General features: G+C 39.9%; 26 protein-coding genes. 13 read left to right on the plus strand and 13 right to left on the minus strand.

Annotated elements, in window-relative coordinates; translation table 11 throughout:
* The first annotated feature begins 10 nt into the window (after window positions 1-10).
* Window positions 11-658 carry a lactate utilization protein C gene (locus LC454_RS08340; RefSeq protein WP_104383578.1) on the plus strand — a complete coding sequence of 216 codons (648 nt, stop codon included), beginning with the start codon at window positions 11-13 and terminating at the stop codon, window positions 656-658.
* A 2-nt stretch (window positions 659-660) separates the two neighbouring features.
* Window positions 661-1,284: a rhomboid family intramembrane serine protease gene (locus LC454_RS08345; RefSeq protein WP_223581395.1), complete on the plus strand. Its 624-nt coding sequence runs from the start codon at window positions 661-663 to the stop codon at window positions 1,282-1,284.
* Here LC454_RS08345 and LC454_RS08350 read toward each other — a convergent pair.
* Entirely contained in the window at window positions 1,281-2,825 is a 1,545-nt protein-coding gene (locus LC454_RS08350; protein ID WP_223581397.1) for a YifB family Mg chelatase-like AAA ATPase, read from the minus strand. The two genes, LC454_RS08345 and LC454_RS08350, sit on opposite strands and share 4 nt — an antisense overlap.
* Before the next feature lie 238 nt (window positions 2,826-3,063).
* On the opposite strand from LC454_RS08350, the gene LC454_RS08355 reads away from it, so the two are divergent.
* From LC454_RS08355 to LC454_RS08365, 3 genes are all read left to right on the plus strand, one after another.
* Window positions 3,064-3,333: a YtxH domain-containing protein gene (locus LC454_RS08355; RefSeq protein ID WP_223581399.1), complete on the plus strand. Its 270-nt coding sequence runs from the start codon at window positions 3,064-3,066 to the stop codon at window positions 3,331-3,333.
* A gap of 130 nt (window positions 3,334-3,463) precedes the next feature.
* The gene (locus LC454_RS08360) at window positions 3,464-3,883 is read left to right on the plus strand and encodes a hypothetical protein (protein WP_223581401.1); all 420 of its coding nucleotides are present in this window, start codon (window positions 3,464-3,466) and stop codon (window positions 3,881-3,883) included.
* Window positions 3,876-4,379: a hypothetical protein gene (locus tag LC454_RS08365; RefSeq protein ID WP_223581402.1), complete on the plus strand. Its 504-nt coding sequence runs from the start codon at window positions 3,876-3,878 to the stop codon at window positions 4,377-4,379. Before LC454_RS08360 ends, LC454_RS08365 begins: the two co-directional genes overlap by 8 nt.
* Here LC454_RS08365 and LC454_RS08370 read toward each other — a convergent pair.
* A complete protein-coding gene (locus LC454_RS08370) occupies window positions 4,376-5,314 on the minus strand; it encodes a GDP-L-fucose synthase family protein (RefSeq protein ID WP_223581404.1) in 939 nt (312 codons plus the stop codon). The two genes, LC454_RS08365 and LC454_RS08370, sit on opposite strands and share 4 nt — an antisense overlap.
* A gap of 57 nt (window positions 5,315-5,371) precedes the next feature.
* On the opposite strand from LC454_RS08370, the gene trmB reads away from it, so the two are divergent.
* The 5 genes from trmB to LC454_RS08395 all read left to right on the plus strand — a co-directional run bounded on the left by trmB (window position 5,372) and on the right by LC454_RS08395 (window position 13,488).
* Window positions 5,372-6,028, plus strand: a complete 657-nt coding sequence (trmB, locus tag LC454_RS08375) for a tRNA (guanosine(46)-N7)-methyltransferase TrmB (protein WP_223581406.1) — start codon at window positions 5,372-5,374, stop codon at window positions 6,026-6,028.
* A 656-nt stretch (window positions 6,029-6,684) separates the two neighbouring features.
* On the plus strand, window positions 6,685-9,936 hold the full coding sequence (locus LC454_RS08380; RefSeq protein WP_223581415.1) for a SusC/RagA family TonB-linked outer membrane protein: 3,252 nt from the start codon (window positions 6,685-6,687) through the stop codon (window positions 9,934-9,936).
* A gap of 11 nt (window positions 9,937-9,947) precedes the next feature.
* The gene (locus LC454_RS08385; protein WP_223581417.1) at window positions 9,948-11,417 is read left to right on the plus strand and encodes a SusD/RagB family nutrient-binding outer membrane lipoprotein; all 1,470 of its coding nucleotides are present in this window, start codon (window positions 9,948-9,950) and stop codon (window positions 11,415-11,417) included.
* Window positions 11,418-11,420: 3 nt separating this feature from the next.
* A complete protein-coding gene (locus LC454_RS08390) occupies window positions 11,421-12,680 on the plus strand; it encodes a DUF5689 domain-containing protein (protein WP_223581419.1) in 1,260 nt (419 codons plus the stop codon).
* Window positions 12,681-12,807: 127 nt separating this feature from the next.
* The gene (locus LC454_RS08395; protein WP_223581421.1) at window positions 12,808-13,488 is read left to right on the plus strand and encodes a DUF937 domain-containing protein; all 681 of its coding nucleotides are present in this window, start codon (window positions 12,808-12,810) and stop codon (window positions 13,486-13,488) included.
* 67 nt (window positions 13,489-13,555) lie between these two features.
* Here LC454_RS08395 and LC454_RS08400 read toward each other — a convergent pair whose 3' ends face one another.
* The 10 genes from LC454_RS08400 to LC454_RS08445 all read right to left on the minus strand — a co-directional run bounded on the left by LC454_RS08400 (window position 13,556) and on the right by LC454_RS08445 (window position 22,594).
* Window positions 13,556-14,542 carry a rhodanese-related sulfurtransferase gene (locus LC454_RS08400; RefSeq protein WP_223581423.1) on the minus strand — a complete coding sequence of 329 codons (987 nt, stop codon included), beginning with the start codon at window positions 14,540-14,542 and terminating at the stop codon, window positions 13,556-13,558.
* A 94-nt stretch (window positions 14,543-14,636) separates the two neighbouring features.
* Entirely contained in the window at window positions 14,637-14,852 is a 216-nt protein-coding gene (locus tag LC454_RS08405) for a DUF3820 family protein (protein ID WP_046673143.1), read from the minus strand.
* Window positions 14,852-15,607 (minus strand): glycosyltransferase family 2 protein, encoded by a 756-nt coding sequence (locus LC454_RS08410; RefSeq protein WP_223581425.1) that lies wholly within the window; start codon window positions 15,605-15,607, stop codon window positions 14,852-14,854. Before LC454_RS08410 ends, LC454_RS08405 begins: the two co-directional genes overlap by 1 nt.
* 2 nt (window positions 15,608-15,609) lie before the next feature.
* Window positions 15,610-16,524 (minus strand): glycosyltransferase, encoded by a 915-nt coding sequence (locus LC454_RS08415; protein ID WP_223581427.1) that lies wholly within the window; start codon window positions 16,522-16,524, stop codon window positions 15,610-15,612.
* A 3-nt stretch (window positions 16,525-16,527) separates the two neighbouring features.
* Window positions 16,528-17,400: a glycosyltransferase family 2 protein gene (locus LC454_RS08420; protein ID WP_223581429.1), complete on the minus strand. Its 873-nt coding sequence runs from the start codon at window positions 17,398-17,400 to the stop codon at window positions 16,528-16,530.
* Window positions 17,401-18,861 (minus strand): lipopolysaccharide biosynthesis protein, encoded by a 1,461-nt coding sequence (locus tag LC454_RS08425; protein WP_223581431.1) that lies wholly within the window; start codon window positions 18,859-18,861, stop codon window positions 17,401-17,403.
* Window positions 18,862-18,884: 23 nt separating this feature from the next.
* On the minus strand, window positions 18,885-19,628 hold the full coding sequence (locus LC454_RS08430) for a DeoR/GlpR family DNA-binding transcription regulator (protein WP_120260408.1): 744 nt from the start codon (window positions 19,626-19,628) through the stop codon (window positions 18,885-18,887).
* A 65-nt stretch (window positions 19,629-19,693) separates the two neighbouring features.
* Complete coding sequence (locus LC454_RS08435) at window positions 19,694-20,797, minus strand: hypothetical protein (protein ID WP_223581433.1); 1,104 nt, start codon at window positions 20,795-20,797, stop codon at window positions 19,694-19,696.
* A 121-nt stretch (window positions 20,798-20,918) separates the two neighbouring features.
* The gene (locus LC454_RS08440) at window positions 20,919-21,644 is read right to left on the minus strand and encodes a YebC/PmpR family DNA-binding transcriptional regulator (protein ID WP_120260406.1); all 726 of its coding nucleotides are present in this window, start codon (window positions 21,642-21,644) and stop codon (window positions 20,919-20,921) included.
* Between the two features lie 2 nt (window positions 21,645-21,646).
* On the minus strand, window positions 21,647-22,594 hold the full coding sequence (locus LC454_RS08445) for an NAD-dependent epimerase/dehydratase family protein (protein WP_223581435.1): 948 nt from the start codon (window positions 22,592-22,594) through the stop codon (window positions 21,647-21,649).
* Between the two features lie 404 nt (window positions 22,595-22,998).
* On the opposite strand from LC454_RS08445, the gene LC454_RS08450 reads away from it, so the two are divergent.
* Window positions 22,999-23,988 carry an aspartate-semialdehyde dehydrogenase gene (locus LC454_RS08450; protein WP_108634677.1) on the plus strand — a complete coding sequence of 330 codons (990 nt, stop codon included), beginning with the start codon at window positions 22,999-23,001 and terminating at the stop codon, window positions 23,986-23,988.
* A gap of 121 nt (window positions 23,989-24,109) precedes the next feature.
* Here the strand turns inward: LC454_RS08450 and def are convergent, their stop codons facing one another.
* Complete coding sequence (def, locus tag LC454_RS08455; RefSeq protein ID WP_223581437.1) at window positions 24,110-25,336, minus strand: peptide deformylase; 1,227 nt, start codon at window positions 25,334-25,336, stop codon at window positions 24,110-24,112.
* A gap of 174 nt (window positions 25,337-25,510) precedes the next feature.
* Between def and ruvX the strand changes: the two genes are divergently transcribed.
* Both ruvX and ybeY read left to right on the plus strand, forming a co-directional pair.
* Complete coding sequence (gene ruvX / locus LC454_RS08460; RefSeq protein WP_120260402.1) at window positions 25,511-25,924, plus strand: Holliday junction resolvase RuvX; 414 nt, start codon at window positions 25,511-25,513, stop codon at window positions 25,922-25,924.
* A gap of 140 nt (window positions 25,925-26,064) precedes the next feature.
* The gene (gene ybeY, locus LC454_RS08465; protein ID WP_223581445.1) at window positions 26,065-26,493 is read left to right on the plus strand and encodes an rRNA maturation RNase YbeY; all 429 of its coding nucleotides are present in this window, start codon (window positions 26,065-26,067) and stop codon (window positions 26,491-26,493) included.
* Window positions 26,494-26,665 lie beyond the last annotated feature (172 nt).

Genomic DNA, 26,665 nt, shown 5'->3' on the forward strand with positions numbered 1-26,665 from the left:
CTATTGAGCCATGAACGTAAAGAACGCGACAGCGAAGGAGGTAATGTTAAAACGCATACGTCAGGCATTACTTCAAAAAAACGATAATCCACACCCTAATTTCAAAGAAACACCCCTTTACAAAGAAGAGGATGAATTGGTTGATCTTGTTTTTGTTCGTGAATTGACAGCCGCTGGCGGCAAGTTCCTTTATTGCGATGGTGAGATTGGCCTCATCGAAAATCTGATTACATTAACCGAGGTAAACAATATAAAAAATATCTATGCCTGGGAGCAGGGGATCCAAAATCTGCTGAGTCCCTATGGTTTCCCTTTTTTCAAAACGGAGAAAGACTTTGAGTCTGCGAATGCGAGTATTACCTCATGTGAAGCGTTGATTGCGCGTAATGGCAGTATTATGGTGAGTAATGCAAATGCTTCCGGACGTCGCCTAAGTATCTACCCTCCGATTCACATCGTTGTTGCCAAAGCTTCTCAATTGGTGTGGGATGTGAAAGATGCCTTAGCTTATATGCAGAAACGTTATGGCCAGGAGATTCCAACAATGATATCAACAATTACAGGCCCTTCACGTACTGCGGATATTGAGAAAAGGCTGGTTTTGGGCGCTCATGGGCCTAAAGAGTTATATGTTTTACTTTTAGAAGACCGTTTCTAACAATGCTTACTTTTTATTTACAACAGACTCCTGTAGCAAGTGTTATTTTCTTTTTTACGCTTGTAACGAGTATCTATACCTTTTCTCATGAGCAGCTTTATGGTAAGTTAATGCTCCATCCGTATAGTATCGCGCGTAAACAGCGCTTGTATACAATATTTACCAGTGGTTTTATCCATAAAGACTGGGGGCACCTGCTGTTTAATATGATCACTTTTTATTATTTTGCATTTGGATTGGAGCAGATGCTAGCACAGGCAAGTCCTTATGGTCATCTTCTCTTTGCTGTCATTTACTTAGGTAGTTTGGTGCTGAGTGATATTCCAACGATTATCCAACAGAAAAATAATTACGGTTATTACAGTCTGGGGGCTTCGGGCGCTATCTGTGCCGTTTTATTTAGTTATATCCTTTTCAACCCGAAGATAACTATCGGTGTAATGATGATTATCCCGATGCCGGCTTATTTATTTGCCTTTCTATTTTTGGGATATTGTATCTGGGCCTCCCGAAAAGCGCAGGACGGGGTTAATCATGATGCGCATTTTTATGGCGCATTATCCGGGTTGATCTTGACGATCATTTGCTTCCCATGGGTCATAAAACATTGCTTAGCGCAATTCTAGAACTTTCCACCCCAAGTCTCCCGGTCTAAATTTCTGTACTGGATCGCTTCAGCGAGATGGTGGTTTTCGATCGTGGGACTATTTTCCATATCTGCGATAGTGCGGGCGACTTTTAATATTCGATCATAAGCCCTAGCGGAAAGATTTAGACGATCAATAGCTGTCTTTAGTAGTTTCTTTTGCGGTTCGCCGATCTGACAGATATCTCTGGTTAACTTGGTACTCATGTGTGCATTACAATGAACATCTGGGATGGATTCGAATCGTTGTTTTTGGATCAGCCTCGTTTGGATGACACGATTGCGGACCGTCAGACTATTTTCAGAAGGTTCCGAGGCACTTAGCTCATCGAAGAGTACAGGTGTGACTTCTACATGGAGGTCAATCCGGTCTAATAATGGACCCGATATTTTACTTAAATACCGTTGAACGGTATTACTACCGCAGATGCATTCTTTTTCGGGGTGATTGAAGTATCCACAAGGACATGGGTTCATTGCGGCGATCAACATAAAGCTGGCAGGATAGTCTATGGTTAGTTTTGCTCGCGATATGGTGATACTTCGGGATTCGAGTGGTTGTCGCATGACTTCAAGGACACTACGTTTAAATTCAGGAAGTTCATCCAGAAATAGTACGCCATGATGTGATAGTGAAATCTCGCCAGGTTGCGGATTGGAGCCTCCACCCACCATGGCTACATCAGAGATGGTATGGTGAGGAGCGCGAAATGGCCGTATCGTTAGTAAGGCGTCTTTAGCTTTAAGGTTTCCCGAAACAGAGTGAATTTTGGTTGTTTCAAGCGATTCGATCATATTGAGGGGCGGTAATACCGTTGGTAATCTTTTCGCTAACATGGTCTTCCCCGCGCCAGGGGGACCTATTAGAATAACATTATGCCCTCCAGCAGCGGCTATTTCTAATGCTCTTTTGATATTTTCCTGTCCCCGAACATCTGCAAAATCAACATCATACTTATTTGTTTCGGTGTGAAAGAGAGATTGGATATCGACTGTGGTTGGAAGGATACTTTTTGAGTTATTAAGAAACTGTACCACCTCTGTTAGATTTTCGACGGCAATCACATCGATGCCAGCAACGATGGCGGCCTCCTGTGCATTTTGTTGCGGAAGTATTATTCCCTTAAATCCGTCATTTAATGCCTGTAAGGCAATGGGTAATACACCTCTGATAGGTTTTATACTACCATCCAGGGATAGTTCTCCCAAGATCAGATACTGTTCCAATAACTCATTTGTAAGCTGCCCCGAGGAAGCGAGTATACCAATGGCGATCGATAAATCATAACTGGAACCTTCTTTTCTGATGTCAGCCGGTGCCAAGTTGACCACAATTTTCTGTCGTGGCATGTGAAGCTGACAGGAAGTAATGGCGCTTTCAATACGTCTGAGGCTTTCTTTGACAGCATTGTCAGGAAGCCCGACTATATAATAATGTAGTCCAGTAGAAATAACTACCTCAACTGTTATGGTACATGCTTCAATACCATAGACGGCGCTACAATAGGTTTTGTTCAACATAAATTTTATAATCGGTTGATTTAAAGATACTAAATATTAAATCATAAATAATAATGCTTTAGTGAATTATTGTGAATCGATAGAGAATTGTTGAAAAATGACTATATTGTAATTATATAGATTCTAGTAAATAATGGATAATTGCGGTATTTGGCAAACGATTTGCTTTATAAATTGTATTATTATCGAAGACTAGATTCATCGTATAATAGAATTAGAACTTTAAAACGAAAAAGAAATGAATGACACAAGTAAAGTAGCTTTGGCGTTATTGGCAGGTCTTGCTGCAGGTGCAGCTTTGGGAGTTTTATTTGCTCCGGACAAAGGATCAGATACGAGAGATAAGATCAATGATTCATTAAGCGATTTGAGTGATGCTATTCGTGAGAGAGCTGAAGAACAATTCGATCAACTGAATGAATTTAAAGAAAAAATTGTCTCCACCCTAAAAGGTAAATTGAATCAAGCAGAGGAAAATGTTGATGACGATATCATCGAGCATGCATAAAAGACAAATTGTCCTTAAGGGCAATTTGAGGAGATACATAGAATTATAGGCTATTTCAAAAGGCTTAATATAAATAATCTATAGAAATTCGTATAAAACTTTTGAGATAGCCTAAATAAATTTAAGATGCATGGAAGAAGAAAAATTTTCACTTAGTGGTACTTTTCAGAAAACAAAGGAGTACATAGATTCCCAGTTTAAGCTCGTTAAGTTAAAGACAATCGAGCGGTCATCGCGCCTGATTGCCAGTTTGGTGGTGGATGCGACCAAATTGATATTCACTTTGTTTGTTGTCTTTTTCTTATGTCTGGCTTTGGGGTTTTGGCTAGGTGAACTGTTGGGAAGTAATTCGTTGGGATTCTTGGCAACAGCAGGTATTTTTATGGTGATTATCGTTATAATCCGGATTTTTGAACCTGCTCTGGAATCGAAGTTTATGGATCTTTCTATCCGTCGTTTTTTGGCCAAATGGAATGACGAGATCGAAGAAGAAGAAGAAGATTTGAAAAAAGAGGAAAAATTTGATAGAGAAGGGAATACAAATGAATAACAAGCAAACGAAAATACGCAATTTACAGGAGCTTAAAACTGAAATCGCTCGTTTAAAGGAACTCAAAAATGAACAAGAGGCTTACCTGAAAACACAGTTTACTTTATTTAATAACAAGATCGAAGCTCCGATTCGTTTTTTCAATTCATTAAAAAATAATATTCCCGGAGTCAATATCATTCAGCAATTATTTGCGAAAAGTAGCAATCCTGATTCGGATTGGCTGACAAAAACCTTGCGCATAGGTGTTCCTTTTGTGATGAATAGGCTGTTTTTGAAAAATTCAGGAATGCTGAAAAAAGCGTTAATGTTGCTTTTATCAGAGCGTGCTGTCGGCCAGATCAATCAGGATAAAATCAGTGGATTGATAGGTAAACTCAGCAATTTCATCCGTCCCAAAAAGAAGAAAAAGAAAGCCTCACAAATTGAAGGGGATGATACCATAAAAGATGAAGTCAATGAATATGGTATTCCTTCCTATAGTGAAACCTACTAGGAAGTTGCCTCTTCTTTACTCAAAAAATCCTCGTAAGCTAATTTAATTCCCTCGCGAAGATTGGTTTTATGCTTCCAGCCTAAGGCGTGTAATTTGGAAACGTCCATTAATTTGCGTGGCGTTCCGTCTGGTTTACTTGTATCAAAAGAGATTTTGCCGGTATATCCAATGACGTCTTTAATGAGTTCAGCAAGATCCTTTATGCTTAAATCTTCACCGATTCCGATATTGACGAACTGTTTCTCGTTATAGCTATTCATCAAAAACACACAGGCGTCAGCTAGATCATCCGAAAAAAGAAACTCCCTTAAAGGAGTACCAGTACCCCAAATAACCACTTCGTCCAGTTTATTAACCTTTGCCTCGTGAAATCTACGGATCAGGGCTGGTAAAACATGTGAGTTTTGTGGATGATAATTATCGTTGATACCATACAGATTGGTTGGCATAACTGATATATAGTTACAGCCATATTGATCACGAAAGGCTTCTGCCATTTTAATACCCGCTATTTTGGCGATGGCATAAGGCTCATTGGTAGGTTCCAAGGTACCTGTCAACAGTAAGTCTTCGTTTAAAGGTTGTGGCGCCATTTTAGGATAGATGCAGCTTGAACCTAAAAACATCAACTTTGTAACCTCATTGTCGTAAGAGGATTTAATAACATTATTCTGTATCGCCATATTTTCGTAGATGAAATCTGCGCGATAGGTGTTGTTCGCCATAATCCCACCAACCTTAGCTGCTGCAAGGAAAACATAATCAGGTTTCTCTTCGTTGAAAAAGTCAGCAACTGCCTGTTGATTGCGCAGATCTAATTCCTGAGACGTACGGGTCACGATGTTGTTGTAACCCAGTTCTGTTAATTTGCGGTATATTGCCGATCCGACCATTCCTCGATGGCCTGCTACATAAATTTTAGCGTCTTTTTCCACGATAAGTTATTGATTCCTGCAAATATAAGGTTATTTTTGCGGGATATTAATTAAAAAATGGGAAAGGATAAACTACGTAAATTTGCCGAAGTAGCGACTTTTGAGAATGTCATCCAGCTCGATGCCGGCAAAGAATATAAAGGAAAATGGGCTGAGAAGCAATTTGGAAATGCAAACCCGGTTGTTTTGGAACTTGCCTGCGGTAAAGGAGAATATACAGTTAATTTGGCGCGATTGTTTCCGGAAAAGAACTTTATCGGGATTGATTTTAAAGGCAACCGTATCTGGCGTGGTGCAAAAACTGCGTTGGAAGATGGTATCAAAAATGTCGCATTTTTACGGATACAGATTGAAACGCTTCTTGAGCACTTTGCTGAAAATGAAATTGATGAAATTTGGATTACCTTTCCAGATCCACAGCCGCAGGACAGTCGCGAAAAGAAACGCTTGACAGGCCCTAAGTTTTTAGACCGTTACAAGATTGTCATGAAGCCTGAAGGGATGATGAATCTAAAGACAGATAATGATGGCTTCTATGCCTATACTCTTGAGCAAATAGAGTTACAAGGCCTGAAGAAATATAAAGAGACAACAGATCTGTATCACTCGGACTTGGTGGATAATGTTTTATCAATCAAGACCTACTATGAGAAAAAGTATCTTGCTGACGATAAGAATATAAACTATGTGAAATGGAGCTTTGAGAAACGCTAATATCAAAGTTTTATTATAAAAGAAAGCCCAAACGAAAGTTTGGGCTTTCTTGTTTTTTAAGCGTAGTAAATGTATCAGTAATTTAGCTCCTGGAATTTAAACCTAATTGATGCATATGGATATTTGCACATCTGTTCGTATAAAACACTGTTATCTCACCCTTGCTACTACATTGAAGTATAGTTATAGTATTGTGACAGTATTGATGTAGTATCAATATAGTATTGCAAGCATATACTTCAGCCAGTCTTGGTAGGTTTAAATGTCTGGTTAGGAGCTTGCTTTGGGTGCCAATACCATGTTTTTTCTTTTGTTTTTTTACTATGCAATACGCTCGATATTAGTTTTTTATTGGAGTGTTTTCTTTTAAATAATTTCGATTTATTTCGTTTTTTAGAGAATATTAATTATTTTCGATCGTTTAATAAACAATAACCAGAACTAACAATTTTATTTGAACCTGATAATTGCAATTTAGAGCCAGTTAGATCATTTTAGATACATCAATCGGTATTGATAATAGATTGCTGTATTTGCGAAAGGAAATCTAATTCGAAACAATTCTTAACACAAAGAAAACATTAAATTAAAACTAACTTTTTGTTAAGAATATATTTTTGTGCCAAATTGAAAAATTACAATTTACATTCATATCTATGTTTAGTATTAATCCTATCCAAATTAACCTGAGGCACTCCTCCTCAAAATTGCTCTTCATTGCATTGGCGATTGCGGGCAATACGGATCTCACGGCAACAGCAGCTCCAGTGGGGCATGGTCAAGCTGTACATTCGTTTAATCAAACCAAGATTAAAATAAAAGGAAAAGTTGTAGATAGCAAGACACAGGAGCCATTGGCTTCGGTATCTATCCTTGCTGACGGAGTAGCCAAAGGGACGACTGATCGAACAGGTCATTTTGAAATAGAGGTTGAAGCCGGTGCTTCGGTCCGTTTTCAATTGATTGGTTATGAGGGGCAGACGAAGAGCTTTGCAGCAGCACAGTCAAATGCTCAAATCGCATTAAATGTTACTTCCGAGGCATTGAATGAAGTAGTTGTTACGGCTTTGGGTATTCAACGTGAGGAGAAAGCACTTGGTTATTCGATTAGCACGGTAAAAGGGGAGGAATTGACAAATGCGATTTCAAACAACTGGACAGATGCATTGACTGGAAAAGTGGCTGGTTTAAATTTAGTGAAATCAGGTGCAGGACCATTGGGCTCGAATAAAGTTATCCTGCGTGGCGAAACATCCATGACCAATGATAATGATGCACTTATTGTTGTGGATGGAATTATCATGGGGGGGGGCACTAAAATGACAGGGAACGGAAATTCTGCCTATTTGGATGGTGATTCACCCGTAGATTTTGGCTCTTCTTTGGCTGATATTAATCCTGAGGATATTGAGTCAGTTTCCGTTTTGAAAGGACCTGGAGCTGCGGCATTATATGGGTATAGAGGTTCGCGTGGTGCAGTCATTATTACTACCAAAAAGGGAAAGGGTATACAAAATAGAATAGGAGTTACTGTTAATTCAAATACCGCAATCGGGACAATTAATCGGTGGCCTGATTATCAATATGAATATGGACAAGGTGCTATAGGGCAGGATTTGTATTACTCCTATGGACAATCGGAAGACGGCGCAAGCACCCTGAGTACCTCATCTGCTTGGGGACCAAAATTTGATGGCCAATACTTTTATCAATACGATCCTGCTAAATATAGACAAACACCTACCGAACGTACGCTTTGGAGACCATACGAAAATAATCGTAAGGATCTGTTTCAAACAGAACTGACCTCAACGAACTCCATTAGTGTTTCTGGATCCACGGACAAGACAACAGCACGTTTTTCATATACCAATGTAACCAATAAGTGGATTATCCCCAATATGGGCTATAATCGACACACTATTGCGATGCAGTTTAGCAACAAGATCACCGATAAATTGAGCTTATCCACGAAGATTAATTTTAATAATAGAGGTTCCGATAACCTGCCCAATAGCGGTTACAATAACCAAAGTTACATGTATTTTGTTAGGGGGATTGTTCCGAATATAGATGCGGCTTGGTTGGATCAGAATTGGCTTCCGGGCAAGGAAGGTATTGAGCAAATGACACCATTTTCCAATTTGTTGGATAATCCGAGAACGATATCTTATGATATGGTCAATGCACAAAATAAAAATAACCTGATTGGAAATATTCAATTGGATTATAAGTTTACCAAAGAGCTTAGTCTGATGTTACGAACCGGAATTGATATGGGCTACGATAAACGCAAGCAGTCAAGGCCTTTTGATACCTATAAATACGCCTTCGGTTACTATCGCGAACAGTCTATCTATGCAGAAGAGCGAAACTCCGATTTCCTATTGCAGTATAATAACCAACGCTCACAGGATCATCGTTTTGGTGTTTCAGCGGGTGGGGCCTTATTAAATAATAAATATATTAAAGATGATGCATCAGCAAATAGTTTAATCTACCCAAATCAGTATAAGTTTGCAAATGCGAGAGAAAGGGTACTTTATGATCCATATAGAGCGGAGTATGCTATTCATAGTGTCTATGGTTTGGCAAATTATAGTTACAAAGACAGGTATTTTATTGATTTTACAGGGCGTGTAGACTGGGCTAGTACATTAGCCTCTCCCAAAAAAAACGAAGTTAAGCCTTTCTTTTACCCATCGGTTAATACAAGCTTTATCCTAAGTCAAATCTTTGAATTGCCAAAATCAATCAACTATTGGAAATTACGGGCCTCTATTGCTGGAGTTGGAGGGGGAGGAACCAAACCTTATAATAATTTTTACGGTTATGGTAGTGTAATTGGTTTTAACGGCGGGTTGTCTAATCCTGCAACAGTTCCTGACGAAAATTTACAAGCTGAAAATACTCTATCTTATGAATTAGGAACAGATTTTCGGATGTTTAAAGATCGGATTAAATTAGATCTAACGGTATACAGTACATCGATGGAAAAACAGTTAATTGAAACACCTGTTGATCCTTCTAGTGGTTACAGATGGAAGTTTACGAATGGTGGAGAGGTCAGGAGTCGAGGAATTGAAATTGCACTATCGGGAGATATTTTGAAAAGCCAAGATAAGTTAAACTGGAATATGTATGGGAACTTGACAAATTATGATTCGAAAGTCGTTTCTATACCGGCTTCCCTTGAAGGACGACTTGTGCTTTCTACATTGTTTGGTAGCCGAGGTACTGTAGAGGCTATACCAGGACGTAGATTTGGTGATATCTGGGGTTTAGGCTATGAAAGAAATGCTGACGGGAAGATCATCTATGCTGATGGTGTACCTGTATTGGCACAGGAAAGCCGTTATATTGGTAACCCCAATCCGACCACGAAATTTGGTTGGGGGAATGAATTCAAGTACAAAGGTTTCCGCTTTAATTTCCTATTTGATGGGCAGTTTGGCGGGGTAGGTTATTCATTGACGCATGCTGTTCTGATGGAAGAGGGGAAATTAAAGAAGACTCTTCCGGGACGTTATACAGGGATTATTGGTGATGGTGTTGTGCTGAATCCAGATGGAAGTTATAGCAAAAATACGGTCGTAGCAACGGCTGGAGATTATTATGCCAGACATTTTAATCGTGACAATCTTGAATCAAATACGTTTTCTACTGATTTTATCAAACTGCGGGAAGTTAGACTGGATTATTCATTGCCGAAATCTTTTTTAAGTCGTTACAAAATTGAAAAGGCCTCTATCGGTTTATATGGACGGGATCTTTTTGTATTTACTAAATGGCCCGCTTTTGATCCAGAGTTTGCTTCTTTAACTGGCAGTGGAATTGAGAAAGGAGCTGAAATCGCTCAGTTTCCTTCGACGAGAACAATGGGCGTAAATCTATCGTTTTCATTTTAATTATTGACATTATGAAAAAAATTATCCGTATAACATGTTTACTGATGCTCGGGAGTTTTATATTCCAGGGTTGTACCAAAGATTTTGTCGAAAAAAATACTGACCCAAATAAAGTTTCCGCGGTGGCACCGCAAAGTTTGGTGGCGCCCGCTTTGGTTAGCATTTTAGGTACCAATCTGTCACGTAATCTAAGGATCAATAATGAATTGATGCAAGTGACAGTTACCATAAATGATAATTTAGAAATTCAGCGTTATGAGATTAGGCCATCAGAATCGGAGTCAAGCTGGTCTGGTTGGTATGTGCAACTGACGAATATTAGGGATATATACCAAAAAGCTAACGCCGCACAACAGACCGGTTATCAGACTTATATGGGCATATCCTTGGTGCTGGATGCCTGGGTAAGTTCACTAATAACTGATATGTATGGTGATGTGCCTTATTTCGATAGCAACAAAGGTTTTTCAGAAGACAATCTTACTCCAAAATTTGATAAACAAGAGGATATCTACAAAGATCTTTTTAAGAAGCTAGAGGACGCAAATACACTACTTAAACAGAACATTGCTGTAGAATCTGCGAATGCAGGAATGGATCCTATCTTTAATTCCGATCCAGTTAAATGGCGTAAGTTCGGAAATTCATTGTATTTGAGGTTGTTATTACGTGCAGCACATAAAACAGAAACTAATGCCGTAGCGAAGATTAAGGAAATATTGGAGACCAATGCGGTCGAATATCCGATTATGCAAAGCAATGCCGAAACGGCAGCGCTGTACTATACTAACGTACAACCTTACATGAATCCCAACTATAATGCACGGGATATAGATTTTAATGGCACGAGGGGATATTCCGAGTTTTTTATTAATAATTTGATGGATCTTGGAGATCCACGGTTAAAGATTTGGGCGACAGAAGCTACTCTTGGTGTTTATGGTGGCATGCAATCTGGTTATGCACGAGGAAACGTTCCTGAACGCCAATCTACCCTCCAAGTTGCATTAAAGTCAGATGCGCGAATGGGCAATATTATGAATTATGCGGAATTGCAGTTTATTATAGCCGAATGTGGTATCAGAGGTTATGCTAATGTAGATGCTTCAGCCGCAAATTTGAAGGGAGTAAATGCAGCTATGGAATTTTGGGGAACAACGGCACCAGCAACTTATCTAACGAATCCAAAAGTAGCTTTTTCTAACACTGACCCCGAAACTGAAAAACTGAAAAAAGTGCATCTACAAAAATACTATGCCATGATGTTTACAGATTTTCAACAATGGTATGAGTATCGTAGAACACAGCTCTTGGATTTATATAAAGGACCGGGCTTATTAAATAATGGGAAAATGCCTGTACGTTTAAACTACCCATTGATTGTTCAATCCTTGAATAAGGCTAATTACCAAGAAGCTGTCAGTCGTATGGGCGGAGATGGGATCAACGAAAAAATGTGGTGGCAACCTACAATCAACTAGTTCATGAAAAAGTTAAAGTTAGTAATATGGACTGCGTTGGCGATGTCAACGCTCCTGACAGGCTGTAAAGAAGATATCAATGAGTCAATCGGAGAATTAAATCCTGAAATATCATTGTATACATTACGTAGCCTCTATAAAAATACGGATCTACAACTCAACGAATCAAGTGCGCTTGGCGCAAAGTACGTGAAGGCGCTTGTGGTTTCACGCGCTGAGAATAAGAATTTGCCCGAAAATACAATCGCTGTTCAGAATATCTGGCGCAATCAGCGTAGAGGAATATTAGTAGAGGTTACTGATGCCTCGAGTTTCAAATTTGGTGACTCTGTTCAGATCAATATCGATGGTACAAAATTGGTCAAAAAATCTGGCTTAATGGTTTTATCGTCCGTTAAAAATCAACAGGTCAATGTCTTTGCCTCAAATAAAAACGTTGCTCCATTAGCGGTTTCGGTTGCAAATCTTAAAGCGAAATTCGATGAGTTTGAATCAACTTACATTGATGTAACTGCTGATGTCGAGCCAGAGCCTGCAACCGGAACAGCCCTAAAAGGCGATAAGATCTTGATGGATGGAGATAAAAATGAGATAACCTTGCATACCGAGGACAATGCAACATTTGCGGGACAGTCTATTGCTCCCAGCGCCTCTTTCAGAGGAATAGCATTCAGAGAGGGGGATAAATTGCAAATCCGAATGCAGGACTACTCCGACATGGCTTATGCAAGTGGTAAACTATATGCTGGATGGCCGGAGACTTTTGATGCTGTAGACGCGAGTGTGAAAGGAAGTTACGATATGGGCGAAAAGAACGACGTGTCTTTCCCAACTGGGCAATGGAAGTTATATCAGGCAATATTGGGTACTACTGCTGGTCGTGACCGTATTGTTTCGGGTAAAAATGCGATACGCATGCAACAGAATTTAAGTGTGGATGGTCATGTGCAGATGAATTTTGATGTACCAAATGGCGCTTCAAAAGTGACGCTTTGGTATGGCTCATATTATACGGATCGGTCATGTACGTTTAAACTGGAATATTCTACGGATCAGGGTACAACATGGAAGCAAACAGGTGAATCCATCGCTGACGCACACCCAACTTCGCAGAGTATGAATTCAAAACAGGCTGTATTTTTAATGAATATTCAAGGAGCTGTTCGTTTCAGGATTACCAAGCTTGGATTGGGAACCAGTAACAATGTCATTAATAATGGAAGGCTCGGCCTGGATGATATTGCGATATATAAGAGTTATTAGGTTGAACGATTGATGATGTAAACGCCCTGTGTAGTGAAGACTCCACAGGGTTTTCTGTTGTTGACATATATTTTCTAAACTCCTCATAAAAAATCGTTATCTTCATCATAACTATAAACGAAGACTTATGAACTTAACAGACTTAGTTACAGGAGGAGTTGGCTCGAAAGCAATAGAAGCCATTTCTAAAATGACAGGCGTCAGTGAATCCAAAGCAAAATGGATTGTGGCAGCGGCTGTTCCTTTGATGATCGCAGCACTGAATTACAATGCGAAAAACAAAGGCCAATCGGAAAACATCGACAAAGCGATCGATCAACATAGTGGTGGCGGTATCTTCGATAAGATCGGTGATTTATTTGGTCAGGGCGGATCCGACGACGGGAACAAGATTGTCAACCATATGTTTGGGCAAAATACAGAAGTGGTGACACAGAATATTGCCGATAAAGCTGGTATCAGTTCAGCGCAGGTCACTGGGGTTTTGGCAACACTCGCGCCTATTGTCATGGGATATCTAGGACAACAAAAACAGGCGTCCAGCGGTGGTGGTATTGGTGACCTGATCGGATCTGTTTTAGGTGGTGGCGGACAGCAAGGTGCCGGTGGTGGTATGCTAGGGGGGATCCTTGGTTCATTTCTAGGTGGCGGACAGGAAGAGCCTGCACAAGAAACACAACAGGCTTCTACAGGCGGTAGTATGACTGATATGTTGGGTGGTTTGGCCGGCAGCTTCTTTGATAAAAGTAACGATGGTCAATCCAAAGGAAATATCCTTGACTCGATCGCAGGAATGTTTGCGAAGTAAAGCAATCTTACAACATAAAAAAAGTCGGTAACTGATCAGTTACCGACTTTTTTTATGTTGTATTGAATTAATCTTCTACCGTTACTTTCGGTGGAAAATTCTTATGTTTTCTCTTACTGATTTTGTCTACGTTGACTGGTTGAGGTACCTTTACATAGTATCCTGTACCATCATATTCTCGTTTATTCGGGCTTTCTTTGCAGGCAACCGAACAACAGCCGTCCATTTCCTCACCACACTCGTCGCATTGGGTGAAATGCTCATTACATACGGGGTTGGCACAGTTGATCATCTTAGTTGTCTGTTTGCCACAATTGAAACAGGTTGATACGACCGATGGATTGACCGAGTTAACATCTACTGTGACACGGTTGTCAAAGACATAACACTGTCCTTCGAAATCTTTACCACCTGCTTCTTTGCCATATTTAATGATTCCACCATGCAATTGGTAGACATCCTCAAAGCCCTCTTTTAACAATAGGGCAGAAGCTTTTTCACATTTGATCCCACCAGTACAGTAAGTCAGTATTTTTTTGCCTCTATACTGTTCAAGCTCTTTGATTTTTTCTGGAAATTCGCGGAAGTTGTCAATGTCCAAAGTCACCGCATTTTTAAATCGGCCTACGTTATGCTCATAGTTCGAACGCACGTCCAATACAACCACATCCTCCTGATCTTTCATCGCCAGGAAATCTTTTGGTTCCAGATGCACACCTGTTTGGCGGTTAGGATCGATTTCTTTCGGATCTCTTAGGCCAGAGTGCACGATTTCAGCTTTGTAGCGACAGTGCATTTTGATGAAAGAAGGTTCTTCAACATGATCGATTTTAAATTCTGTTTTGTTAAAACGACCATCCGCATAAATTGCATCCATATATTGCTGACAAGCCTCAGTCGTACCCGAAACGGTACCATTCAAGCCTTCATCAGCGACGATAATACGTCCTACTAAGTCAAGTGATTTACAAAATTCAAGGTGATCAGTCGCAAACTGTTCTGCGTTTTCGATAGGGCTGTAGCAATAGTACAGCAATGTTTGATATTGTGTCATGATATTCATTGATACCGCTGCAAACGGCGTTTAATGCAAAAATAAATTCACTGCAAAGCTACAAAAAATAATAAATGGAAGGAAATGACCTTCGTCACCTTTTCTTCAAAGGTTCCAGAAGATACTCCAGACCGTTTAGCTTGATCTCATAAAGGGTGGCCAGTTGCTGTCCTAATTTGCCTTTAGGAAATCCTTTTTGATTGTACCAGACCAAATAAGGCTCAGGAAGATTGCATAAGGTGTAGCCCTGATATTTGCCGAAAGGCATTTTAACTGTTACAAGTTCAGTGAGGATTTCAGGATTTAACATTAGTCTTGGGGTTTTCCGTAATTAATGCGGTACCAGATCGCTTTTAAAGCGATGATCCCATGATTGAATAAATTGGGAATGGTGCCGTAATAGTGTTTGAAGATAGCGAAGCGTTCTTTTAGCGACTCCTTATGTTTCTGTTTTGACATCCCGCCCACGAGATAGCGCGCTACATATTGATGTGCATTAACAGATTTATTTGCTTTTTTAGCACAGCGAATGACCCAATCTATATCCGCGCATAACTTATAATTGAGATCATACGGTTCTGCAATACTCCGTTTGATATAAATCGCCTGGTGACAGATATTCATGCCATAACGAAAACTTTTCCAGTTGAAATTTGCAGGGACCTTATGTCTACGTTCACCAATAAAAGCCCTATTGTCATCTACCAGTATCGTTTCACCATAGAGGATATCGGCATCATCACTGAGCTTCGCTAGGTTTTCGATGCTGTTGAGATCGTATATTTCATCGCCGGAATTCAAAAAGAGTACATAGTCACCTGTAGCTAAAGCAAGGCCTTTGTTCATCGCATCGTAAATTCCTTTGTCTTTTTCAGATAATAAGATCGCAATTTTATCCTGATATTTTTGAATAACGGCTAAAGTGCCATCGGACGATTCCCCGTCAATGACAATATATTCAATATTGTCGTAAGTCTGGTTAACAACAGATGTGATGGTATGCTCAATATCCCGCACATTATTGTAAACGACAGTGATGATTGAAAATTTTGGATGAGCAGACATGTCTATTTATTGAATTTGTTAATTTTTTTCTTGAGGAATCGGATGCCCCGATTGAATAAAGAACCTTTCCGATGTGTGTAGAAATATTTTATAGCTTCATACCCTTGTACATTCTCCGCTATTTCGGTAGGGAAAACATGTACAGGATGATCTGCTAAAGTGACCTGATAGGTTGATTCTGCAGCTGTATGAGTGCCCGAACCATCGTTACCGATATTCTGTGTCATCGAATTCCTCGGATACAAAACTAGTCCATTTTTTTTGAATACCGAAGCGTACCAACGTATTGCCCAGGAGTTGATCTTTCCCGTGCGAAGCTCCTGTGCCTGCTTCCAAAAGTTCTCTTTTCCTTCAATGCTGAACTGATGAATCTGTTCTTCCGAAAAATCGGAGACAAGCTCATCTATGTTGGGATTGAAATGTTGCCACGCACGATCCCATGTTGCCCAACCCCAGCTATTGGCGACCCGAAAGAAAAACGTTTCAGGAAGCTCATTCAGATTTTTTACCGGATAGCCGTAGCCACTGATCTGCATGACCTGTTCGTCCTCTTTATAGCGGTCTAGTGCTTTATTAAAGTAATCGAGCGCAAATGCTGATGTTTCAAGATCATCTTCTAAGACTATAATCTGTCCATGTTCTTGCACGACTTTGGTAACACCGTCAATGACATTCGCAGCCAGGCCCCAATTTTTGTCCCGCTCGACAATTTTGATCTGTTTAAAATACCACGGTTTTTTTATAATCCGACGTACCTCTTCTACAGCCTCAATCGCGCGCTCATCTTTTGCCGCATCCGAATAAATATAGAGAATCGTCTGGTCAGCATACTTGTTTCTCTCAAGTGCTGCAAGTGTCTTTAGCGTATGTGCGGGACGATTATACACAAAGAGTAAGACTGGAGCAAGACTGTTCATCTATCAAAAAATTTTGTTAAAAGCTTTTTTATTGGCCTGGCGGGTATCTCGGACTTCCATGGTCTTACCCAATAGTCTAAAAGCAATATTGAAGTAACTTCTTGTTTCAAAAATACGACCTTTACCCAAAGAAGACAGCATTTTCTTTACGCTTGCCAATATCGCCATTGAGAAAGCCTTTATAAACGTATAATTGATATTGCAATACTCTGTCAGATGATAGACAAATTCGCTCTTTAGAAAAGCTTTGCGATCTACCTGGCGTTGCTGTCTGTCGTGATAAGCCCTGGCATCTTCGGCTAATACAAAGTTCAATCCATAATAATGGATGCGGTTGGCATAATCTTTATCTTCTCCATAATGGAAGAAAACTGGTGAAAAACCGCCGACTTTTTTGATGACAGCTTTAGGTATCAACCAAAAAGCAGCATTGACGAATGAGCAGGTTCGGTAGGAATTTTCAAGCTGCGTATGCTTCGTATAGACCGAGAACCCATGGTCGAGTTTTTCCTCCGTACCATCGTAGTGGATGGGGGAAATAATTCCAATGTTTGCGGTGTTTACCTTGATCAGGTTGGCGATGCAGTTCTGATCTATCCAAGCGTCCTGATTGACCAAAAAGGCGTAGTCATAATCTTCCTCTAGGGCGATAGTCAATCCAATGTTGTTGGCTTTCCCAAAACCGAGGTTTTCGGGACTTTCTATCAGCCTGACAGCAGGATAAGTTTCTTTGATGATACGGGTAGTATGATCCCTTGAGTTATTATCTATAACAAGGATATCCGTTTGATGGCTTGATGCTAACAAACTGGGTACGCATTTGTGAATCCAAGGTTCAAAATTATAAGAAACGATTATGGTGAGAATCTTGGCCATCTATTTTTTTCGGATAATTGTGATGAAATAGCTAAATAATTCAAGTAAAATACTCGGCTTAAAGACTCTATTGACGATAATATATGCACATACAGCGACAGCGATAGTACTTGCAAATCGAAGGTACAGGTTGGCAATGGATGCGGTGGCGTAGTGTGCTGCCAAACAGCTGATACCGGCTAATATAGCATATGAAAATACATCCTGAATTAGATAACGGAATGAATAGGTCATATAGGGTTTAGCCGAAGCGTACCAGACAAATATCCATAGCGCGTTTAATCCTGAGGTTAAGGCGATGAGCATTTCAATGCCAAGCGATTTGCCAAAGACTAAAATAGCGATTTGAAGTAAACCAAAAACAACGATATTTCGCATATAGATCTGGGACTTACCCTTGCTGATAATCAAGCTGGAGAAGACATTGCTTACAGAATCGAAAGCCGCGCCAATACAGAAAATTTGAAGAAAGATAGCACTTTGCTGCCATTTTTCGGTTATTGTAATCGTAATGAAGTCTTGTGCAACCGTGGTTAAACCAAATAACATTGGAAAAGCCAAAAAAGCAGTAAAGGAGACGAGCTTGCGGAATACACGAACCTGCCTGTCCTTATCGTCTTCTATCTCACGTAGAATAGGTTGTGTGACGTTATTAACCATATTGGTTAAAATAGACTGAGCCATTTGGCTCCATTTATTTGGTTGAACAGTATATCCTAGTTCTTCGGTTGTATAATGTTTTCCCAAAATTGCCGCATATATGTTTTTATTGATATTGATAAAAATATTGGTAACCAGTATTTTACTGCTAAACCCTAGGATATCGCGGATAGGACTGAAATCAAAGGTAAATGAGGGCTTGAATTTGGAGAAATACCAAAAGCCAAGCATATTAAAACCACTATAGGAAACGATTTGAACGGCAAATGCCCAATAGGCATAACCTTTATAGGCTAAATATATACCAATTGTATTTGATAAGATAAGGGCCAAAGTCCCGGTGATCACTCTTTCCTTGATTTTTAAATTGCGGAAAAGGTAGGCGTTATGTGCAATCCCGAAACTTCCTAACCAGAAGGATAGAAAGGTGAAGCGACTGAGTTCAACAAGTACCGGCTGGTTGTAGTACAGGGCAATGAGAGGAGCTGAAAAGAATAATACAATATAAATAAATGTACCTATCCCAACACTTGTCCAGAATACGGCATTGTAATCTTTGTGCTGTACTTCTTTTTTATTGACAATACCATAGATAAAACCACTTTCCTGAAATGCCGATGCAAGAACAGAGAATATGGTAATCATGGCTACTAAACCGTAATCTTCTGCTGTTAGTTTACGATTTAGTAGAATACCGAAGCCGAAGCCCAAAAACTGCTGGATGATACTGGCCATACCACCCCATAGCAATCCTTTTGTTGTTTTTGATTTTAAAGAGTCATTTCCCGTTTGCGATGACATGCTAAATTAAATGAGCGGCAATATTAAAGTATTGCAATTGTATTCGCAAATTCTTTTAAGGAAACATCAGTCGGATTGATATCAGTAATCAAATAGGAAATATCACGTAGGGGTACCACTTTCATTTTTTGAACGGAATTAAGTTTTTCCGCAATACTGAGTATAGCAACCTTCTTAGAGCATTTGATCATTGCACGTTTGATCTGAACAACTTCCCAGTCTGAATCCGTTACCCCATCTTCTACAGAGAGTGAATTGGTTCCCAGCAAGCAAAGATCTACTTTTAGGTCTGCCAATTCATTGGCTACCTGTGCACCTGATACAATATTTGTATTACGCGAAAGCTTTCCGCCAACCAAGATCACTTCAAGATTTGGCTTTTCAGCTAGTTCCAATGCAACTAATGGGCTGATCGTGAAGAATGTACATTGAAGGTGGTCAGGGATTGTTCGCGCCAGTTCAATCAAGGTCGTTCCCCCGCCGACCAATACAGTCATACCATTTGAGATCAATGAGCTTGCCTTCTTGGCAATTTCTTTCTTCGCTTCTTTAGCGTAGACATTTCCGTCCTGAAAAGGAAATTGAAAAGATTTGGAAAGCGCTCCACCGTAGACTTTTAAAACTTTGCCATTTTCTGCAAGCTCGTTCAAGTCACGTCTGATCGTATCTTCGGATACATTAAGTTGGACACTTAAATCTGAAGATAAAACTTTGTTATGTAGATTGATCTGATGTATAATAAATGCTTGTCTTTCTTCCTTTAACATTGGTCTTTGGTTTTAATCGGAATTTTGAAATTAATTGAAAAAAATCAGTTTAAATGTAATGAAAATTATTCTTCCTTTTTATCAATTTTTGTTAAACCCGCTTTAAAGCGAGGCTTGAATCCTGTGGGTTTGCTAGTTGCAGTTTGTTCCTGTGTCGTATTATCGTTCTGTTGCAGTTCATCAGTCGGATTGGCTGTGTTGCTGTCAGTTGGTGTTGCTTCTGGGGCACGGGCAGCTGTCTGCACTTCGCTTGTATCCTCTACTGAGGGAACTACTGTCGACGAAGAATCAGTACTTGCTGTTTTGGTTATCCCCGCTTTAAAGCGAGGTTTGAATCCTGTGGGTTTACTAGTTACAGTTTGTTCCTCTATAGTATCATCATGCTGCTGCGGTTCAACCGTCGGATTGGCCGTGTTGCTGTCAGTTGGTGTTGCTTCTGGGACACGGGCAGCTGTCTGCTCTTCGCTTGTATCCGCTGCTGAGGGAGCTACTGTCGACGAAGAATCAGTATTTTCTGTTTTCGTTACACCAGCTTTAAACCTAGGCTTGAAACCTGCGGGCTTGTTTACTGCGGTTGCATCCGTTTCAGCGATATTCTCCTGTTGTGGTTCAATGGATGAATTGGCAGGGCCAGCTTCAGCTACCTTCGTCACACCCGGCTTGAACCGTGGTTTAAAACCTGTCGGTTTAGCCGTTTCTGGAGCAGTGTCGTTCGACAAATCTGTAGGTGCGGACGTCTCTTCGGCTGAAGTCGCTGTATTTTTAGTGATTCCCGGTTTAAAGCGCGGCTTAAATCCTGCGGTAGAATTTGCAGCTGCTGTTGATGGTTCTGTTTTAGGTTCCTCTTTCTGCTCAGCAGGTTCAGTTGTTGGAGTTGTTGCTTTAAACCTAGGTTTGAAACCTGCAGGTTTTGCGGCAGTGGCATCTGTTGCGGCTGGAGCCTTCTCAACAGGATCTGTTTGGATCGGTTTTTTGATAACCACCGTTTCTTCTTCTGCCAGATGGTAGCTTTTACGAAGCTTGTTGAACCAAAACTTCTTGCTATGATCAAAGCTTTTCTCGCCCATAGCAGAATAGTGCGCTCTGAACTCTTCAAATAAAGGTTCATCTGCAGCTTTTAAAGCTTTTAAATCAATTTTCTTTTTCGTGAAAAATTCTTCAAAAGTCATCCTGTTACGAGTTTGATATAGTCTATTACAAATGTAGTAATTTTTCTGACGGCGCTGAGAGACCTTGTTATAAAAAAAGAGCGACAAGCGCTCTTTTTAGATATTTTGTGAGATAAATAGCTTATGCCATATTATGGTATACCGCCTGAACATCATCATCCTCTTCGATTTTATCGATCATCTTTAACACATCTGCCGCTTGTTCTTCAGTAATATCAGAGTGTGATAAAGCAATACGCTCCAACTTTGCCGAGCTTACTTCGATACCTTTCTCTTCCAGCAATTTTTGCATATTACCGAAATCTTCAAAAGAAGTCTGAACTACAGCAACATCATTGCCTTCTTCATCAGCTTCAACGTATAATTCTTCCAAACCACCATCGATAAGCTCCAGTTCCAATTCTTCAAGATCCAATTCGTCTGTAGCTGCAAAGCGGAAAATAGACTTGCGATTGAAAATAAAATCTAAGGATCCTGTTTTTCCCAATGAACCCCCAGCTTTGGTAAAATAGCTGCGGATATTTCCTACGGTACGGTTGGTATTGTCTGTTGCTGTTTCGATCAAAACCGGAACACCATGTGGGCCATAACCCTCATATACATATTCTTCGTAGCCTTTTGAATCTTTCTCTGAAGCACGTTTTATAGCTGCTTCGATTCGATCTTTAGGCATATTTACAGCCTTAGCATTATGTATTGCTGTGCGAAGTCTCGAGTTGGTTTCAGGGTGAGGGCCGCTTTCTTTAACCGCCATAGCGATCTCTTTACCTAAACGTGTAAATTGCACGGCCATCTTAGCCCAGCGTTTGAATTTCCGCTCTTTTCTGAATTCGAAAGCTCTTCCCATTGTTATATTTTGTTTTTAAGATTCTCAATCATATCGACTGTCATCTTCTGGATGTCAAATTCTGGCTTCCAGTTCCAGTCTTTGCTTGCGTATGAATCATCCAGACTTGCAGGCCATGAATCGGCAATCTGTTGTCTTGGGTCATTCTCTACGTAAGAGATTGCAAAATTAGGAAGAATTTTTTTAATTTCTTGTGCGAGTTCTTTTGGAGTAAAAGTAATTCCACCAAGATTATAGGCGTGGCGGATGCTCAGACTTTCCTGTGGTGCGTCCATCAGCTCAAGTGTGCCACGGATGGCATCTTCCATATATAACATCGGCAATGCTGTATTCTCGGATAAGAAACATTCGTAAGTACCTGTTTTCAGCGCCTCATAAAATATATCAACAGCATAATCTGTCGTTCCACCTCCCGGTTCTGTCTTCCAGGAGATAATACCTGGATATCTTACGCTACGGATATCCAATCCGCGGTGCTCCTGATACCATTCGATAAGACGCTCACCTGCAAGCTTACTGATTCCATAGATCGTATTCGGATCCATAACACAGTATTGCTCCGTATTTACTTTCGGTGAGTGTGGTCCGAAGACGGCAATGGAACTTGGCCAGAATATTCTTGAAACTTTATATGTAACAGCAAGGTCAAGCACGTTGAGCAATCCATTCATATTAAGCTCCCAGGCTTTTTCAGGATATTTCTCTCCTGTTGCTGAAAGCATGGCTGCCAATAAATATACTTGAGTAGGTTTATATTTTTGAAACAATATGTCGAGACCATTTTTGTCAAGCACATTTGCAATTTCAAAATTCTCGTCGGGGCTTTTTGTTTGTGGTTCTCTGATGTCTGTGGTGACAACATTTTCTGCACCAAATTTTTTACGCAGAGCGATTGCCAATTCAGTACCGATTTGGCCGTTTGCACCAATGATAATAATGCTTTCTTTCATGATGCAAATATAACGGCTTTTCAGTATCTAGCAACTGTTTGATGCAAAGGATATCTTTCTAAAAATGTTAATTTATAGACTCTTGGCACCGTTTTTATGAGATTTTAAACCGTTTCAATCGTTTGTTCTGTTTTTTTGAACGAGCAGCGAAAATTTTTATTTTTTTTGAATTCTCGTTACTTCAATTTTTTTAGTCAATTCCCTGGTTCGTGGCCAATAATTTTTTTGACTGAGGTGGAAAAAACAAAACCGTTGTGACTTTTTTAGCAGAATAAGCGATATTTTGTTATTTTAATATTGTAATTGGGGAATATTTTTTAAATTTGAAGAATTCATTCTTCAAGAATCAACTAAAAACAAATCAAATAACAAATTTTATATACACAATTTAAACACAGACAAAAATGAAAGTGGCAGTAGTCGGCGCAACAGGCCTTGTAGGTACTGAGATGCTAACCGTGTTGGCGGCGCGAAATTTCCCAGTAACAGAATTGATTCCAGTAGCTTCAGAGCGTAGCAAGGGTAAGGAAATTGAATTCAAGGGAAAGAAGTATAAGGTGGTTACACCATCTGAGGCTATTGCTTTGAAACCTGATGTTGCATTGTTCTCCGCAGGAGGTGATACGTCTAAAGAATTTGCACCAAAATTTGCAGAAGCTGGAATTACAGTCATTGACAATTCTTCAGCATGGCGTATGGATCCGACGAAGAAATTGGTCGTTCCAGAAGTAAATGGCGATGTGTTATCTGCTGATGACAAGATCATCGCAAATCCAAATTGCTCAACGATTCAAATGGTAGTGGCGTTAAAACCATTACACGATAAATATAAAATTAAGCGTGTTGTCGTTTCGACTTATCAGTCCGTAACAGGCACAGGAGTAAAAGCCGTTAACCAGTTGATGGACGAGCGCGCAGGTAAAGAAGGCGAAAAAGCTTATCCTTATCAGATTGATTTGAATGTCATTCCACATATCGATGTATTCCAGGAAAATGGCTACACCAAAGAGGAAATGAAAATGATTTTGGAAACAAACAAAATCATGCGTGATGATTCAATCAAGGTAACAGCAACAACTGTGCGTATTCCAGTGATGGGCGGACACTCCGAATCATTGAACATTGAATTTGAAAATGACTTTGATTTAAATGATGTACGTGCTGCATTAGCTGCTCAAAGTGGTTGTATCGTTGTTGATGATCCTGCTAATCTTCAATACCCGATGCCAAAAGATGCACATGGTAGAGATGAGGTTTTTGTAGGACGTATCCGTCGTGATGAATCGCAACCGAATACGTTAAATATGTGGGTAGTAGCAGACAACTTGCGTAAAGGTGCAGCAACAAATGCTGTTCAAGTTGCTGAACTATTGGCAGAAAAAGGATTGATCTAACTCAAGTAGATTCCATAATATTGAGCCCCCATGAAGCAATTCATGGGGGCTCTTTTTTATAGGTACATTTATGATTTCTTGAAGGACAGGCATTTTTCAGCCTGGTCCAACAAATCTGTTGCTATGGTGTCAAAGTCTTTGGCAAGATGGAAAAATCAATCTTATCATTCAATGGTACATAGCTGTCTTTTTCCTGCTCTTCCAGACGGTCAGGAAATAATATGCCGAAGAGGTGATCCGTTTCATGCTGGAAGATTACTGCGGTAAACCCTTCAATATTTTCTTCGATAACTTTTCCCTCCCTATTGATGTATTGTAAACGGATCGCATAGCTCCGCAGAACATCTTCTTTGCGATTAGGGATGGATAGACAGCCTTCTGCACCCTTCCGTTTTAGCTTTGAACGCCACAGAATTTTTGGGTTTACATAAAACTCGAAAGGTTGTTCCGGTTTGTCAAACCGTTGTACCCAGATCAAGTTTTTGTTGATCCCAATTTGAGGAGCCGCTATTCCTACCCCTGGATGGTTTGGATCCCTAACGGTTGCAAACATCCGTTTTGAAAGTGTTTCTAACAGTGGGTCATTGTACTTAACATCACTGCTTGTCGCTTTCAATACCTTTAAATCTTTTTCATCGGTAGTTTGTAATACACGAAGAAGCGTGTTTTCATTCCTTGATAGAATAATCTTCTTGTCAGCTTCTGTAAATTCCTGTCCGGCATTCAGGTTGACCGGTCGTTCATTCTTCGCTTTATGAAAGGCTTTTTCTCCTGCCATAATTTTTGTTTCTAAATTGTTTTCTACTGGGGGAACTGGACAACGATAACCGTTGCTGTAGGCGCAATAAGGATTGTAAGCCTTATTAAAATCTATCTCAATGGTACTGCCTTTGATGTCATCCGTGGACAAGTCGATATACCGTCCACCACTATAACTCTCCTGGCCGTTTGTCTGATCTAAAAATGGTAAAAATAAATGTTTTTTGTAAGCAGGATTTTGAAATAAGGCCACACTTTGGTAAATATTCAATGTCCTTTCAGCCCCATTCAATTGAAATGTCACAATCGCATAGCGTTTGTATTCATTGCTGGTACCGTCATAGGTGGGCATACGAAATACAGGTTCATCAAATAAGACCTCTATTTTTGCTTTAGCTTTATAGTTAGGGCTAATAGGAAAGTAATCTAAAGATGCCACTTGATCGGCTTTCAATGGGCCAAATTGTTCTTTGGCTAATTCCAAAGCCTTTTCCTTGCGCTGGGCCAAAATTTGTTGCTCATAACTGCTCTGCGCATGACCATATAGGCAAAATGCAACAAAAAGGCTGGCAATAACTGTTTTTCTCATTTATCTTTTAAATAGTCTATCAAAGTTATAGCTTTTTTAGTGAATTGAGGTTTTACACAATAAAAAATAAAAAAATGATGACACTTCATGGGCTTATAGCCTTTAGAGGCAGAATCTCAACACGCATATCTCGATACTCAAATCTAAATTGTACTTTTGTAAAAAAGATTTTCCATGAGGTTAATGGCATTTGATTACGGTACAAAACGAATTGGGGTTGCGGTTACGGATCCGATGCAGATTATTGCTACGGCACTGACAACAGTTCACCCACAGGATATTTGGACTTTTCTAACGGATTACCTCCAAACCGAACAGATCGAAACATTCGTTGTCGGTAAACCCAAACAACTGGACGGATCGGATTCGGAGTCAGCTTCGCATGTGGTCGGGTTTATGCGCAAATTGAAAAAGACCTACCCTACAATTCCAGTTGTGGAAATTGATGAACGGTTTACTTCAAAAATGGCCTCGGCAGCCATCGCTCAAAGTGGGAAGAAGAAAAAGGACCGTCAACAGAAAGGCCTAGTCGATACGGTCTCAGCGACAATTATCTTGCAGAGCTATATGGAGGGTAGGAATTTTTAAATACGAATTTTATCGCATGAGCCGTTAGCAATAGATAACTCGTTTATTGATGGATTAATGTCAATTTTATGATCATATAGTCCATTTAGGCGATGGAATCAAAACTGGGTGTAGCGGGCTCACTTAATACATAGTTACAGATGAAAAGTATATTATTTTTTACAGAAGACATAGATTTTAAATTAAAAGAAAAAGGTAAGATTCGTCAATGGATCGCTGATGCGATTAAAGGCGAGGGATTTAAGCGCGTAGGCGAGCTAAGTTTTATCCTCTGTTCGGATGCCTATTTGTTGGAGATCAATAAAGAATACCTGAATCACGATACGTATACCGACATTGTGACTTTTGATTCATCAGAAGATGAGGATACCATTGCTGGCGATATTTTTATCAGTGTGGAACGTATCCAGGAGAATGCACAAAAATTTAAGGTTGATGAACGTGATGAGTTGCATCGCGTCATTATTCACGGTGTTATGCACCTTTGTGGATATCCGGATAAAAAGCCGGCTGATAAAGCTAAGATGACGGCTAAAGAAGATGAATATCTAGGGAAAAGAAATTTCTAGTTTATTCTACAATCCAATGTCTGTATGGGTGTCCAAAAAAAACGGATACCCTATTTTTTACTCGTTTCCTCTCAGAGCCTCATTTCAGTAGTTAAATTCTCCAACGAGGCGCTTTCTCTTTTTTGACAACTTCTTTTTTATACAAGTGATCTGTTCTATTCTGACTTAGATC

It is taken from the genome of Sphingobacterium sp. GVS05A (assembly GCF_019969845.1).
GTDB lineage: Bacteria > Bacteroidota > Bacteroidia > Sphingobacteriales > Sphingobacteriaceae > Sphingobacterium.

Excerpts from the sequence above, each read along its gene's own strand:
- LC454_RS08400 (WP_223581423.1), bottom strand. The coding sequence starts at position 14,542 with ATGACACAATATCAAACATTGCTGTACTATTGCTACAGCCCTATCGAA.
- LC454_RS08365 (WP_223581402.1), top strand. The coding sequence starts at position 3,876 with ATGAATAACAAGCAAACGAAAATACGCAATTTACAGGAGCTTAAAACT.
- LC454_RS08450 (WP_108634677.1), top strand. The coding sequence starts at position 22,999 with ATGAAAGTGGCAGTAGTCGGCGCAACAGGCCTTGTAGGTACTGAGATG.
- LC454_RS08440 (WP_120260406.1), bottom strand. The coding sequence starts at position 21,644 with ATGGGAAGAGCTTTCGAATTCAGAAAAGAGCGGAAATTCAAACGCTGG.
- LC454_RS08360 (WP_223581401.1), top strand. The coding sequence starts at position 3,464 with ATGGAAGAAGAAAAATTTTCACTTAGTGGTACTTTTCAGAAAACAAAG.
- LC454_RS08425 (WP_223581431.1), bottom strand. The coding sequence starts at position 18,861 with ATGTCATCGCAAACGGGAAATGACTCTTTAAAATCAAAAACAACAAAA.
- LC454_RS08340 (WP_104383578.1), top strand. The coding sequence starts at position 11 with ATGAACGTAAAGAACGCGACAGCGAAGGAGGTAATGTTAAAACGCATA.
- ruvX (WP_120260402.1), top strand. The coding sequence starts at position 25,511 with ATGAGGTTAATGGCATTTGATTACGGTACAAAACGAATTGGGGTTGCG.
- LC454_RS08405 (WP_046673143.1), bottom strand. The coding sequence starts at position 14,852 with ATGTTAAATCCTGAAATCCTCACTGAACTTGTAACAGTTAAAATGCCT.
- LC454_RS08410 (WP_223581425.1), bottom strand. The coding sequence starts at position 15,607 with ATGTCTGCTCATCCAAAATTTTCAATCATCACTGTCGTTTACAATAAT.
- LC454_RS08395 (WP_223581421.1), top strand. The coding sequence starts at position 12,808 with ATGAACTTAACAGACTTAGTTACAGGAGGAGTTGGCTCGAAAGCAATA.
- LC454_RS08390 (WP_223581419.1), top strand. The coding sequence starts at position 11,421 with ATGAAAAAGTTAAAGTTAGTAATATGGACTGCGTTGGCGATGTCAACG.
- ybeY (WP_223581445.1), top strand. The coding sequence starts at position 26,065 with ATGAAAAGTATATTATTTTTTACAGAAGACATAGATTTTAAATTAAAA.
- LC454_RS08420 (WP_223581429.1), bottom strand. The coding sequence starts at position 17,400 with ATGGCCAAGATTCTCACCATAATCGTTTCTTATAATTTTGAACCTTGG.
- LC454_RS08445 (WP_223581435.1), bottom strand. The coding sequence starts at position 22,594 with ATGAAAGAAAGCATTATTATCATTGGTGCAAACGGCCAAATCGGTACT.
- def (WP_223581437.1), bottom strand. The coding sequence starts at position 25,336 with ATGAGAAAAACAGTTATTGCCAGCCTTTTTGTTGCATTTTGCCTATAT.
- LC454_RS08430 (WP_120260408.1), bottom strand. The coding sequence starts at position 19,628 with ATGTTAAAGGAAGAAAGACAAGCATTTATTATACATCAGATCAATCTA.
- LC454_RS08350 (WP_223581397.1), bottom strand. The coding sequence starts at position 2,825 with ATGTTGAACAAAACCTATTGTAGCGCCGTCTATGGTATTGAAGCATGT.
- LC454_RS08435 (WP_223581433.1), bottom strand. The coding sequence starts at position 20,797 with ATGACTTTTGAAGAATTTTTCACGAAAAAGAAAATTGATTTAAAAGCT.
- LC454_RS08355 (WP_223581399.1), top strand. The coding sequence starts at position 3,064 with ATGAATGACACAAGTAAAGTAGCTTTGGCGTTATTGGCAGGTCTTGCT.
- LC454_RS08415 (WP_223581427.1), bottom strand. The coding sequence starts at position 16,524 with ATGAACAGTCTTGCTCCAGTCTTACTCTTTGTGTATAATCGTCCCGCA.
- LC454_RS08380 (WP_223581415.1), top strand. The coding sequence starts at position 6,685 with ATGTTTAGTATTAATCCTATCCAAATTAACCTGAGGCACTCCTCCTCA.
- LC454_RS08345 (WP_223581395.1), top strand. The coding sequence starts at position 661 with ATGCTTACTTTTTATTTACAACAGACTCCTGTAGCAAGTGTTATTTTC.
- LC454_RS08385 (WP_223581417.1), top strand. The coding sequence starts at position 9,948 with ATGAAAAAAATTATCCGTATAACATGTTTACTGATGCTCGGGAGTTTT.
- trmB (WP_223581406.1), top strand. The coding sequence starts at position 5,372 with ATGGGAAAGGATAAACTACGTAAATTTGCCGAAGTAGCGACTTTTGAG.